At 36.6% G+C, this 12909-nt stretch carries 15 protein-coding genes; 7 read left to right on the top strand and 8 right to left on the bottom strand.

Going from position 1 to position 12909, the window contains the following annotated elements; all coding sequences use genetic code 11:
- Nucleotides 1-44 precede the first annotated feature (44 nt).
- The gene (locus tag LD272_RS12140; protein ID WP_226036870.1) at nucleotides 45-416 is read right to left on the bottom strand and encodes a hypothetical protein; all 372 of its coding nucleotides are present in this window, start codon (nucleotides 414-416) and stop codon (nucleotides 45-47) included.
- 198 nt (nucleotides 417-614) lie between these two features.
- Here LD272_RS12140 and LD272_RS12135 point away from each other — a divergent pair, with 198 nt between their 5' ends.
- Nucleotides 615-794, top strand: coding sequence for a hypothetical protein (locus LD272_RS12135; protein WP_226036869.1), 180 nt, complete (start codon nucleotides 615-617; stop codon nucleotides 792-794).
- A 417-nt stretch (nucleotides 795-1211) separates the two neighbouring features.
- The gene (locus tag LD272_RS12130; RefSeq protein WP_226036868.1) at nucleotides 1212-1658 is read left to right on the top strand and encodes a hypothetical protein; all 447 of its coding nucleotides are present in this window, start codon (nucleotides 1212-1214) and stop codon (nucleotides 1656-1658) included.
- Between the two features lie 130 nt (nucleotides 1659-1788).
- Here the strand turns inward: LD272_RS12130 and LD272_RS12125 are convergent, their stop codons facing one another.
- Complete coding sequence (locus tag LD272_RS12125) at nucleotides 1789-2001, bottom strand: DUF2922 domain-containing protein (RefSeq protein ID WP_226036867.1); 213 nt, start codon at nucleotides 1999-2001, stop codon at nucleotides 1789-1791.
- Between the two features lie 40 nt (nucleotides 2002-2041).
- Nucleotides 2042-2263, bottom strand: coding sequence for a DUF1659 domain-containing protein (locus tag LD272_RS12120; RefSeq protein ID WP_226036866.1), 222 nt, complete (start codon nucleotides 2261-2263; stop codon nucleotides 2042-2044).
- A 191-nt stretch (nucleotides 2264-2454) separates the two neighbouring features.
- Here LD272_RS12120 and LD272_RS12115 point away from each other — a divergent pair, with 191 nt between their 5' ends.
- Both LD272_RS12115 and LD272_RS12110 read left to right on the top strand, forming a co-directional pair.
- Nucleotides 2455-3849 (top strand): sodium:solute symporter family protein, encoded by a 1395-nt coding sequence (locus tag LD272_RS12115; RefSeq protein ID WP_226036865.1) that lies wholly within the window; start codon nucleotides 2455-2457, stop codon nucleotides 3847-3849.
- 25 nt (nucleotides 3850-3874) lie between these two features.
- Nucleotides 3875-4975: a M24 family metallopeptidase gene (locus LD272_RS12110; RefSeq protein WP_226036864.1), complete on the top strand. Its 1101-nt coding sequence runs from the start codon at nucleotides 3875-3877 to the stop codon at nucleotides 4973-4975.
- Between the two features lie 133 nt (nucleotides 4976-5108).
- On the opposite strand, the gene LD272_RS12105 is transcribed toward LD272_RS12110, so the two are convergent.
- The 5 genes from LD272_RS12105 to LD272_RS12085 form a co-directional block, all read right to left on the bottom strand.
- Nucleotides 5109-5465 carry a nuclear transport factor 2 family protein gene (locus LD272_RS12105; RefSeq protein ID WP_226036863.1) on the bottom strand — a complete coding sequence of 119 codons (357 nt, stop codon included), beginning with the start codon at nucleotides 5463-5465 and terminating at the stop codon, nucleotides 5109-5111.
- Between the two features lie 25 nt (nucleotides 5466-5490).
- On the bottom strand, nucleotides 5491-6210 hold the full coding sequence (locus LD272_RS12100) for a Crp/Fnr family transcriptional regulator (protein ID WP_226036862.1): 720 nt from the start codon (nucleotides 6208-6210) through the stop codon (nucleotides 5491-5493).
- 118 nt (nucleotides 6211-6328) lie between these two features.
- Nucleotides 6329-8233 (bottom strand): heavy metal translocating P-type ATPase, encoded by a 1905-nt coding sequence (locus tag LD272_RS12095; protein ID WP_226036898.1) that lies wholly within the window; start codon nucleotides 8231-8233, stop codon nucleotides 6329-6331.
- A gap of 375 nt (nucleotides 8234-8608) precedes the next feature.
- On the bottom strand, nucleotides 8609-8830 hold the full coding sequence (locus LD272_RS12090; protein ID WP_226036861.1) for a heavy-metal-associated domain-containing protein: 222 nt from the start codon (nucleotides 8828-8830) through the stop codon (nucleotides 8609-8611).
- 255 nt (nucleotides 8831-9085) lie between these two features.
- Entirely contained in the window at nucleotides 9086-10066 is a 981-nt protein-coding gene (locus tag LD272_RS12085) for a DUF3231 family protein (protein ID WP_226036860.1), read from the bottom strand.
- 194 nt (nucleotides 10067-10260) lie between these two features.
- Here LD272_RS12085 and LD272_RS12080 point away from each other — a divergent pair, with 194 nt between their 5' ends.
- Genes LD272_RS12080 through LD272_RS12070 form a run of 3 tightly spaced genes read left to right on the top strand, consistent with a single transcriptional unit; the run spans nucleotide 10261 to nucleotide 12808 of the window.
- Nucleotides 10261-11262, top strand: a complete 1002-nt coding sequence (locus LD272_RS12080; protein WP_226036859.1) for an ABC transporter ATP-binding protein — start codon at nucleotides 10261-10263, stop codon at nucleotides 11260-11262.
- A complete protein-coding gene (locus LD272_RS12075) occupies nucleotides 11246-11884 on the top strand; it encodes an ABC transporter permease (protein ID WP_226036897.1) in 639 nt (212 codons plus the stop codon). The genes LD272_RS12080 and LD272_RS12075 overlap by 17 nt, the downstream gene beginning before the upstream one ends.
- A gap of 48 nt (nucleotides 11885-11932) precedes the next feature.
- Nucleotides 11933-12808, top strand: a complete 876-nt coding sequence (locus LD272_RS12070; RefSeq protein ID WP_226036896.1) for a glycine betaine ABC transporter substrate-binding protein — start codon at nucleotides 11933-11935, stop codon at nucleotides 12806-12808.
- Nucleotides 12809-12909: the final 101 nt, after the last annotated feature.

Raw genomic sequence — 12909 nt, 5'->3', positions numbered from 1 at the left:
CTCTAAAGCGGTTTTATTAAAAATATTAATATGTATAGTAACAACTATTTCAGTAATTTTACTACCTTGTTTAATACTTTCTTATCTTTCGTAGTCACTTTTTTAGGTTTTTTTGCCGACACAACATTAAGCTGTTCTGTTTGGTTTTCAACCGTTACAATTTGCAAATAAAATGGTTTTGATTTACGGTCACCATCCAAATAGCCTCTTAATATTTTTATCTTTTTGACTGGGCCTGTCATCTCACCACTATAATCCCATTCTATTTCATTCTCGTATCTTTGATCCATTTTTTCCTTTAATGCTAAGGCTTCTGAAACTGCCTCTGTTGGAGTGTTAAAGAATGTATTTTTTCTATTTAATCCCTCTTTTTTGAAACCATCCCCAGCTTTTGCTTGATACAATATACCTGACATTTTGGTCATCCTTTCCGTTTCCTGATCTCAACCGACTACCGGTGTATCTCTACTTTAAGAATACCTTGGGTTAATTCCCTTCTATTATTATAACCTTTTTTGGTAGTAAATACCACCATACATAAGAACAAACGTGTTTAATTAGCTTGAATAATGGGGATGAATACTAATATCTACATAAAATAATGAGGTGACATAGTGAAAAGTAAAAATAAATTCGAATATAACCAAAAAGTGAAACTTAGGTCAACCGGTGAACCTGTTACTATTAACAAGTGGAGTTACGTTGAAAACATGAAGCGCTATTCTTATACAGTTGAAGAGTACCCTAACACATTTTATTTTGAAGAAGAGTTAGAAGAGATTTCAGCTGATTGATAGTAAAGATTACTTTACAGCAGGTTAACTGCAATTTATATTTTCTAGTTTAAAATAACTGCATTATTTCTTAACTAAGAGCATATTGAAGTTTATTTACTTGTTGTTACTTGGGTGACTGCCTGCTATAAACAATTCGTCGGTATTTATACAATTAATAGTCGCTCCTGCGATTACTCGTTGCAAAACCGCTTCGAAGTTATTTCGCTGAAGCTTGACGCGGCCTCACCTTGCCAAAAAAATATCCACATCAAGCCAATTTTACAATTCTCTCAATTTCCTAGACAAGAACAAAAAGCGCGCTCGGTTTAACCCTGAGCGTGCCCTAAAAGTATGCCTTTAATAAATGAAATTCGTATTTTACAAGACTGCAGTGGTATAATATGGTTTAGATTTCAAAAAACACTTGGAGGTAACATGCTTACATTTGAAGAAAAACTGACTATTATCGAATCATTCCCTGAATTACAACGTAAAGAAGTATCCCTTGGTCGTGTCAATTTTCATTATGAAGAAAGTGTAATCGATAAAAAAATCGTAGTAAATCATCTGCATCCAAATGGTAATGCATTTGTATTCACAGAACTAATAGATGATGAACCCTATGCTATTGATGACAGAGGGATGACAAATATTCGCGACTTTTCTGAAAAAGAGCTTCGTAAAGTGATTAGACTGTCCATCGAGTCTCTCTCAGAAAAGCACTTTGAAGAAACATGGATAAACAAAGAGCAACAAACGCTTAAAATTGTTTATGACTACGACTCGTGGAACATTTACGCGGATGAAATGTTAGATGGCACTTATGCAACCTATAACGGGGCGGCTGATTATCTTCAACAAGAAGGTTTTAAGCGCTTGTAAATCATTAAAAACTGAACTTCCTAATTAGCTGGAAGGTTCAGTTTTTTGCATTTTATTATATGGTAATTTTTTTCTCACTTACTGTCCTTGAGTTGTGAAAGAAAGGGAGCGATTTTACGCTCCCTTCTCATTACACCTCTATATCAAAAATATTTCGTTCTACGATTCGTGCACTCTTTTTGCTAACTAAATCACCGCCAGATGAGTAGAAAGCATTTTGAGCAATGATTTCGTCCATTGCTTGTTCAACTGCTACTGGATCAGCAGGTTCAATTGGGCTATCAAGTGTGATTGTCACCAACTTGTCTGTTTCATTTAGGAATTTAAGCTCTAATGTTTTCAAAACATTCTCCTCCTCTCTGTCATTAATTTTAATTGATTAATTATTCTTCTGTAACTAGTTCCGTATCGTTACGTTTAATAGAGTGGAGAGTCTTTTGTTGTAACGCTACTAATGCAACGGTAATCGCAAGTAGTTGATCAGGTGTTGCTGAAGTTTTTACATTGTTAAAGCTTTTGTTTTTGATAATAACTTCGCCTTTTTCTGTTACGCCATCCTCAAATGATAATTGTAGACGAGAATCAATTAACTGTGCTACTGCCATCTCGTTCCACCTCCTTTCACATCTATAATCGAAGAGAGGGGATGATTTGGTGTCTCTTAAAATTAAAAATCATGACCTGAACTAGGTTTGTTTTTACTCAGGCAGTTCAAAATACATATTGACCTCATTTCATACAAATAGTAACCTGTAAACTTAAACTAAACTTTTTAATCTATTGGAGCTGATTACACATGGAACTTCAAGCAAATCCAAACTTACTATGGTTTATTGGAATTTATGCTTTAATAATGGTTGGACTAGGCATCTATATGTCACGAAAAGTTTCAACTAGTACTGATTTTATCCTAGCTGGAAAGAGCTTGGGCCCGTTAGTACTAATGGGTACCCTGCTTGCTACATGGACAGGAAGCGGAAGTATATCAGGTGGAGAAACCTCTGTCTCTTATAGTTTTGGTCTTATTCCTTCACTTATGTTAATGGTACCTACTTTAATTGGTATCCTCACACTGTATGTTATTGCGCCTAAAATAAGAGCTTTTGGAAAATATACAATCTCGGGTATCCTAGAAGAAAAGTATGGTGTTTCTGCCCGCAACCTTGCAAGTATCATAGTTCTTTTAGCTTATGTAGGTATCGTCTCCTATCAAATGAAAGGGTTCGGGTTCATCCTAAATCTTACAACAGGAATGAGCGTAGAAACCGGTACACTGATAGGTGGTGCATTAATCATTTTCCTAGCAATGATCGGCGGCCTTCGTTCTGTGTCCCAAACGGATGCAGTTAGTGGCTTTCTTATGGTTGGAGGTTTATTGATTACTGTTCCGGTGATTTTCTCAGTTGCTGGTGGATGGGATACGATTGTTGCAAACGTTCCAAGTTCACATCTAACTGCTACGGGAGGATTAACTACAATTCAGTTGATTGGTTACCTACTACCGTCCCTATTTCTCTTGCTTGGTGACCAAAATATGTATCAGCGTTTAGCATCATCAAAGGGAGATTCCTCATCTAAAAAAGGACAAATAGGTTGGTTGGTGATAATGCTAATTATATCGCCCTCGATTTCATTAATAGCATTTGCCTCCCGTTCTTTGTTTCCTGATATCGATCCAGGGATGGCGCTAATGGCTACGACGTTGGCAATGCCGATTGCAATTGGCGGTATTTTACTCGCTGCAGCCTCTGCCTTCATCATTACAACAGGGAACTCCTATTTGCTTTCAGCTGCGACAAATATGACGTATGATATCTATGGAAAGTATATTAATAAAGATGCATCGGACCAAAAACAATTACAGATGACAAAATTGTTCATCGTAATTCTCGGTGTATTTTCTTATCTTTTAATTCGGTTTTTTCCAACTGTCCTTGAAGTCCAAATGTACGCCTACACAGTTTATGGAGCAGGTATTACACCAGCAATCTTGGCAGTATTCTTTTGGAAACGTGTAAATGCAATTGGTGGTGTTTCTTCAATGGTCACGGGTGTTATAACAACATTGTTATGGGAGATTGCACTTGGTAAGCCATTTGAATTAAATAGCGTCGTTATTTCAGTTCCAGCAGCAATTATCGTATTAATTTTAGTAACATTAACAACCCAAAATAAAAACAAAAACAAGTAATTTTAATAGAAGGAGTGTCAGGAGCATGCAAGAACGTTTAGAAACAATGACTGCTTGGATGAACGAAAAAAATATAGAAGTATCTTTTTTAAATTCAGTTGAAAATGTGTACTACTTATCTAATTTCTATACAGACCCACATGAACGTTTAATGGGAATATTTATATTTAGACAGGATCAGCCTTTATTTATCTTACCTGCAATGGAAGTCGGCCAATTGCAAGATTCTGGATGGCAATATGAAATAATCGGATACTCTGACCACGAAAACCCGTGGGAGCTAATTCAGTCTTCACTTAAGAAGAGAAATCTCACTAAAGTGGAAACAGTTGCAATAGAACAGGAAGTCCTCTCCTACGGACGCAGCAAAGAAATTTCAAGTCTATTCCCAGAAGCAAAATTAGTATCAGTTGAAGATAAATTAAATGAGATGCGCGTTGTAAAAGATACTAATGAAATTAATATTATTCGACGGGCAGCAACTATGGCTGATTTTGGAGTGAAGACTGGTATTGATGCCCTGGTAGAAGGAATTACTGAGATGGAAGTCTTAGCGAAAATTGAATATGAATTAAAGAAAAAAGGAATTCGTGAAATGTCCTTCTCAACTATGGTTTTGTTCGGTGAAAAATCTGGTGACCCACATGGAAATCCCGGTGATAGAAAGCTTAAACCTGGTGACATGGTGTTATTTGATTTAGGAGTTGTTCTTGATGGATATTGCTCTGATATAACACGAACAGTGGCTTTTAAATCGATTTCAGACAAGCAAAAAGAAATTTACAATACAGTGTTAAAAGCTGAAGTAGCTTCGTTAGAAAAAAGCAAGCCAGGAACTCGGATTGGTGATTTAGACACTGTTGCCCGTGAAATTATTAGCGACGCAGGATATAGTGACTACTTCCCGCACCGGATTGGACATGGCATGGGAATAAACGTTCATGAGTTCCCTTCCATGAATCACCTAAATGATGGCGTATTAAAAGAAGGAATGGTATATACGATTGAACCCGGAATCTACATTCCAGGAATGGGCGGAGTTCGGATTGAAGATGATGTCCTCGTTACTGCAGATGGGTTTGAAACACTAACTAAATTTCCTAAAGAACTACAAATAATTAATTAAGTACCTTAATTATAATCAACGGGCGGTATCTCTACGTAGAGATACCGCCCGTATTATTTATTGCTCAGATTAGAATAATTGCCCCTGGTCACCTAACTTTAATATTCTTTATATTTTCAAAATAGGATTAGTATTAGGTATTTGTTCCCTGGTGAAAAGTCATTTGCCATTTTCCTTCATTTAATTTCCAAATAGAACTGCGCAACGAATATTTCATGTCCATGCGTTTTAAAACCCGGTATGTAGTTAGTACAACACCTGGAGCTAATTGTCGTGCATCAAAATCCATTAATTCAAACTCTGGATTTTTCTCTTTCGGAAGTCTACTAAGAATAGCATCTTTATCAAAGATGCGACCTGAACTACCAAACTCAATAAAGTCAACTGCTAATAGTTCATCAAGTTTTTCTTTTGATTTTCTTGTTTCACTTTGAAGTAACAAGATTTCAAGGGAATGCAAATGCTCTTTGATCTTCGTGAAATCATTCAAAAAAATACCCTCCCATTTTTCGTTATTAGACTAGAAGCAGCCCATCCAAATCTATAATCTCAATTTTTCGTTGTGCTTTTTGGCTGATGAAACCTTGATCTTCAAGGTCAGCTAATTTGCGACTAAGTGTTTCAGGCGTCGTTCCCAAAAAGGACGCTAAATTTTTTTTACTCATTGGTAAGACAATCTCTTTAGATTTACCTTCTTCACTATCTTTACACTCTGCTAAAAAAAGTGCAATCCGTGTTTCTACTTTTTCAGTCGCAAAACGAGTGGTTTGTTTTTCAGACTGTTCTAATCTAGTCGAAAATTCAGTAAGGATTTTTAAGGAAATAGAAGGATATTTTAATAGGAATTCCTGTAAATCAGCTCGTTTTATCATACACACTTTTGTATCAACCAATGCTTCTGCATAGGATTCATGGGTGGATTCGCTAAATAATGCATGTTCGCCTGTAAATTCTCCGGTATTTAAAATACGTACCAACTGCTCTTTTCCAGACTCAGACAATCGATAGATTCTAATTTTTCCATTATTAATAATATAAAGGGAGTCTGATTGCTCACCTGCACGGTAAATTATCTCACCTTTCTTATATGATACTGATTGGGCAGTGACCATAATTTCATCCATTTGTTCCTCCTCTAAATGGTTAAAAATTGGAACTAAAGAAACACACGCCTTGTGTGTTTCTTTATCATTATGACAATTATGGGCATGAATTTGGATATCCTCTGACCTCATTTTATCCACTCCTATGTTTTTGAAGCTTTAAAAGTTACATTACTTTTAACACAATAGTAACAGAACTTCAACCTTAATAATGTGTTTTATGCCTTCGGAGTTTACATGATGATTTCTTTTACTTTGAATAAGCAGGTTCAACTAATGAAACTAGTTCTTGTTGTCTTTTCTTATGGTTAAACCTAATTAGACGCATCGCATTTAAGATAACAAGTAAAACACTTGCTTCATGGATTAACATACCAGAGGCCAAATGAACTGACCCCATTAAAACACCAAGCAAAAGAACAAAAACAATACCTACTGCAAAATACGTATTTTGTTTCATGTTTCGAATGGTAGCTTTTGAAAGAGAATATGCGTGTGAAAATTGCATTAGTTTATCAGCCATCAGGACAACGTCGGCGGTTTCCATTGACACATCGGTACCCCCTTCACCCATCGCTAATCCAATATCGGCAGTAGCGATTGCTGGAGCATCATTAATTCCATCACCAGCCATGGCTACTATGTGTCCGTCTGCTTTTAATTTCTTTACGTATTCTACCTTTTGCTCTGGCAATAGCTCTGCATGGTATTCGTCCAGTCCTAGCTGATTGGCAACTAATTTAGCTGTGTGTTGATTGTCACCTGTCAACATAACAATTTTCTTTATACCGTTCTTCCTCATTTCAGCCAAAGCCCTTGGAGCATCTTCACGAATCTGGTCGGCTATTGAAAAGATACCAGCAACTTTTCCATCAACTGCTGCAAAGATTGCGGTATTGCCTGCTTTCTCGCGACTTATTGCATAATTTGCAATTTCTTTTGGGATCTCTATTTTTTCTTTAATCATTAATTTTCGATTACCCACTGTTAGACGCAAACCCTCGACCGTCGCACGGATTCCATTGCCTTTAATAACTTCTCCATCTTCTGGTTCATCATTAAGTAGATACTTTCTAGCCTTTGCCTCTTTAACGATCGTTTGGCCTAAATGGTGTTCAGAAATAGTTTCGGCTAGAGCAACCAATCTTAGCAGTTCGTTTGAATCCAGGTCATTAAATGCTTTTATATCGGTTACTTCTGGCTTTCCTTTCGTTAGCGTGCCAGTTTTATCAAACACGAGTGTATTCACCTTGGAAAACCTATCCATGACCTCTCCGCCCTTAACAAGGACACCATTTTTTGCACCATTCCCAATACCTGCGACGTTTGATACTGGCGCTCCAATAACCAAAGCACCTGGACAAGCAACGACTAAGAACGTGATTGCTAAATGAACCTCTCTTGTAATTAGATAAACAACGATTGATAACAATACGGCTGCCGGTGTATACCTATTAGCAAACTTATCAAGGAATTTCTCTGTCTTTGATTTTGACTCTTGTGCCTCTTCAACAAGTTCAATAATTTTAGCAAATGTTGTATCGTCGCCAACTTTTTCAGCGATAATTTCAACATAACCACTATCTAAAATTGTTCCGCTAAATACTTTATCATCACGCTTTTTTGTTGCAGGAGTACTTTCCCCTGTAATAGCAGCTTCATTTAAAAACGCTTGTCCGGATACGATCCTTCCATCAACAGGAATTTTTCCGCCGGACCGAATAATTACACGATCCCCTTCTACTACCTCTTCCACCGGCAATTCAATCTGATTTCCATTTCGAATAATAGTTGCTTCTTGCGGCGCCATATCAACTAATTCTTTGAGAGACGATCGTGTTTTTTCTAATGTGCGTGCTTCTAAATATGCACCGAATAAAAAAAGGAATGTAACAACAGCTGGTTCTACATATTCACCGATAAAAAGGGCTCCTATAACAGCAATCGTTACTAGTAATTCGATACTAAAAACTCTCATTCGTAACGCTTGGAATGCTTTGATAAAAATAGGAACACTAGCGATAATCGTAGCAGTTATTAGAGTAAAATTTTTCATGCCATCGTTACCGATAAAGCCAACTGAGAAACCAATAGCAATTAGTAACGCTGATACTGCGGTAATATGGTTTTTGTGTTTATTAATTATGTGGATCATCATTTTCTCCTCCCATAGAATACTTTGGACTACTTTTTAACTAACCTGATTTACTTTTATTTAGAACGTTTTCTTCTATCTACATACTATGACGACTGTTGTTTTAAGTAATTGACCTATATCAAGTTTAGAAATTTAATAGTAATGTCTGAAACGAATTTCAACAAAAGAAAAACGATAAAATTATTCAATGATATCGTTTTTCTTTTCTTATTTTTTTGATTGGACAAGCAATAGCTAAGTTAGGGGAATTTTATCAATCCAAGAGGCAGATCGCGGAGTATTCACTCAAGTGAAGGTGAAGTTAATAACATAGACTATTAATCACAAAAACTAGAGATAACCTGGATAAGAGACTATCTCTAATGATAGATTCTATGAAACTTTGGCTGATAACACTGGATACCCCAATTTGCTTATTGTTTCTTCTAATTGGCTTGCCCTAACTTGAGTTCCATTAAATTGTGCTTTTACTTTACTTGAACTAAATAATACCCTCGCTGATTCTACACCAACTGTTTTATTAAGTGCTGTTTCAATTTTTTTAATACATGATGGACATGTAAGGGCCTCTAACTGAAATACTGCTTTTGTCATATCGTTTTCCTCCTTTATCTTATACTCTTATCTTATCTGCCCACGATAAATAAAAAATTGATTTGTATCAATTCTAGGTGATTATTTTGATTTTCTAGCGATATTTTACATGCAAAAGCAAGAAATCGAAGGAAGATGACCTTCATGATGCAGATGAACGTCAAATTGTGTCAGCAATCAAAGTGAGATGACCTTCATAAAGCAGATGAACGTCTTTACGAGCGAGAAAGTGAAATCATACTGCTTTCTTACCTATTATTTCTCTAACTCCTTCGCTAGAGGCAATTGATCTAGGAAACCAAGTTCAATCATTAAATTAAGCGTATCCTCACCATATAGGGATAATTCTGCCATTAGACGGGTGAAGTCAACACCTACATCCTTTCGCATCATTGTCGAAATTGCGGTTCCATATCGTGCAACAGTGGATGAAGCAAAAACTGAAATTTTATACAACATCATGTGTTCTGAGAAAGGACTAACGGTACTATCCGTAATTTCACTTTCCAAGGATGGATATTGCGGCAAACCGTCATGAGCTAATAAGGACCTGAAAATTTGTGAATGTTTTTTTGCAATTTTTTCGCCACGCTTAAAATGCTCGGCTAATTGCTTTGATGATGTAATTTGAATAAAGCTTGTCAAAAATTCTTTTTCGACATCAATATTTCTTATATTTGTACAAATTTGCATTATTTCCATTGAATTTAACGGGCGACGGCCAGAAAATACTCCTCCCACAAACGACTGTTTATGTACTTTTTCAATACTACCCGGGACCGGCAAATGAATTTTGGGATGAAAAAGGCCTTTCTTCTCCATTAGTTCAACGAGTTGATTATTAAATTCAATCGTCCTTGTTGAGCATTCTAAGTAATACTTGCGCACATCCATGCGTGTTGCTTCAGACATTGCAACAGAATAAACAGTTGCGCCATCCTGTGACAAGATAAACTTTACTAATAGAATAATGTTATCGTTATATAAAGCTGGAGCTAAAAAGTTAAAATCCTCACTCGAAAATCCTTGAGGGTGTGGATGACCAGATTCTCTTAGTAAATTTCTTGCCTGCTCTACTTCAAACTTAGCGAGGTCTAAGGCATTTTCAAGTATCTCAACTACTTCAGGATCACTCGCAGTTTTGATAAAATATGACGTAACCCCTACAGCCATTGTATTGCCAATATATGAGTTAAAAAGATTGGTTACCTCCGCAGCGGTTAAAGCTTTTCCCAAAATATATCCACTCCAATATCTTTGTTTTTTAAACTATTTTTCCCGTGTATAAAAAAAGTATTCACTACGGCATCCGGACCACAGTCACTTTTAGATGGTTAATAATACAGATTTTTTGACTATTACCAAAGCTATTTATAAAATAAGTGTACTTAGGCTATATGAAACACCCAAATTCCAGGGAGGTGAGGATATTGATCACATTTAACAATGTAACAAAGACTTTTGAAGACGGTACGGTTGCTGTTGATGATATTTCGTTTACTGTTAAAAAGGGTAATTTGGTCACATTAATAGGACCTAGCGGTTGCGGGAAAACAACAACAATGAAAATGATAAATAAACTAATTTCTATCACTTCAGGTACCATCTCAATTAATGGAAATGATATATCAGAACAAGAAAGTGTAGAATTAAGAAGGAATATTGGGTATGTGATACAACGGATTGGATTACTCCCTCATATGACAATAGAAGAAAATGTGTCCTTAGTTCCTAAATTAAAAGGATGGAAAAAGGCAGATTATCAGAAAAAAGTAGATGAACTATTAGACATGGTAGGACTTGATCCACAGGTCTATAAAAACAGATACCCTTTGGAGTTAAGTGGCGGCCAGCAACAGCGTATTGGAGTTATACGCGCCTTAGCAGGTGAACCTCCAATCATTTTAATGGACGAACCATTCAGCGCTCTAGATCCAATCAGCAGACAACAACTTCAGGATGAATTGAAACTTCTTCAGAAAAGCATAAATAAAACCATTGTATTCGTGACTCATGATATGGATGAGGCCCTAAAAATTGCAGACGAAATAGTGGTCATGAAAGGTGGAAGTATCCAGCAAATTGCAACACCAACAGAACTAATTCAAAACCCAATAAATGAATTTGTTCGTTCCTTCATTGGTGAGGATAGAGCGAAGAGGGTCACCAAAAAAAGAGAAGAACTTCATGCTTCTACTATTATGGAGCCTTTGGTACCAGAACAAGTAACCGGTGATGTTCCAAACTTATCCTATCATTCATCTCTACAGGATGTGGCACGCGTCATGTTGACTAAAGAAACGGAAACAATCATTATTAACGGGGAAGATGGTAAGCCAATAGGTGTTATAAGCCATCAGAGATTGCTCCAAGAACTTGCCGGTATTCGGGCGGGAGGTGCACAAGGTGGAATCCATTCAAATCTTTTTTGATACAATTGTAACTAGACAGGACTTAATAGTAGAAAGGGCAATTGAACACTTATACTTATCTTTCTTAGCAATAGCAATTGCTGTTTTAATCTCCGTGCCTCTTGGGATTTACATTTCTAGAAAACGGAAAATGGCTGAATTTTACATTGGGATAACCGCTGTCTTTCAAACAATCCCTAGTCTTGCTCTGTTTGGTTTTCTAGTACCAATTTTAGGTATTGGCACCTTGACTGCACTAGTAGCACTTATTATTTATGCTCTTTTACCAATTCTGAGAAATACGTACACAGGAATTATAGAAGTGGATGAGGGAATTATTGAAGCGGGAGAAGGAATGGGAATGACGCCGCGTCAGATTCTTTTGAAAATACAATTACCACTTTCATTACCATTTATGATGGCTGGTATAAGAACTGCTACAGTTTTAACTGTTGGTGTGGTCACACTTGCAACATTCGTTGGAGCCGGTGGGCTGGGAGATGTGATCTGGAGAGGTCTTCAATCTTGGAATAATAGCCTTGTTTTGGCAGGCGCAATTCCTGTAGCTCTTATGGCCTTGTTTTTTGATTTTGTTTTAAAATTATTAGAGAAAAGAGTTACACCTAAAGGTATAAAATCGTGAAAGAGGAGTGTTAAATTGACTAAAACTAAATTGTCTATATCAATTTTAATGGTATTAATACTACTATTAACTGCATGCGGAGGAAATAATGAGGGATCTACTGATGAACCATTAGTCGTTTCAGGAAAGAACTGGACAGAGCAATATGTCCTTTCACAGATACTTGCTGTTTATATTGAAGAAAATACTGATTACACTGTCGATTTACAAGATGGTTTAGGTGAAGTAGCAGTCTTGCAACCAGCACTAGAAAATAGTGAGATTGATATGTATGTAGAATATACCGGAACTGGTTTAGAGGCAGTACTTGATGAACAAGCAGAAGCAGGTGAGTCTAGCGATAGTATTTTGAACCGCGTAAGAGAAGGGTATCAAGAGAATTATAATGCAACCTGGTTAGAACCATTGGGTTTTGAAAACAACTATACACTAGCTTACACAGATGAGGCAGATTTTGAAGCAAATACATACTCTGACATTGCAACTTTATCAGAGAACCTTACTTTCGGCGCACCTCACGCTTTCTATGAGCGCCAAGGGGATGGTTATGATGCTTTTAAAGAAGCGTATAGCTTTGATTTTGCAAGTGTCGAAAGCTTTGATCCAAATGTCATGTACCAAGCATTGATTCAAGGTGATGTGGATGTAATTCCAGCTTTTACAACAGATGGTCGGATTGAGCGAGAGAATATCCAAACAACTGAGGATGACCTTGGCTTTTTTCCTCGTTATGATGCAGCAATAGTAATTAGACAGGAAATACTTGAACAATACCCCAATCTTGAAGAAACACTTAATGGACTAGCTGGACAAATTTCAGAAGAGGAAATGCAGCAAATGAATGCGCGAATCGATATCGATGGGGAAGATTATCAAGCTGTTGCGAGAGAATTTCTTTCTTCCAAAGGTTTAATTGATAATTAAGTATAAAAAAACCTTTCAAATTTTTCTTAAAAACAAAGTTCGATAAGCTATTTAAAAAGGTCCTACATCATTGTAACGGGATCCGTTACCTATCGCAAAAC

Source organism: Aquibacillus saliphilus (genome assembly GCF_020404745.1).
Taxonomy (GTDB): domain Bacteria; phylum Bacillota; class Bacilli; order Bacillales; family Amphibacillaceae; genus Aquibacillus; species Aquibacillus saliphilus.
The sequence above is the reverse complement of the archived record's forward strand: the minus strand, read 5'-3'. Positions and strand labels throughout refer to the sequence as shown.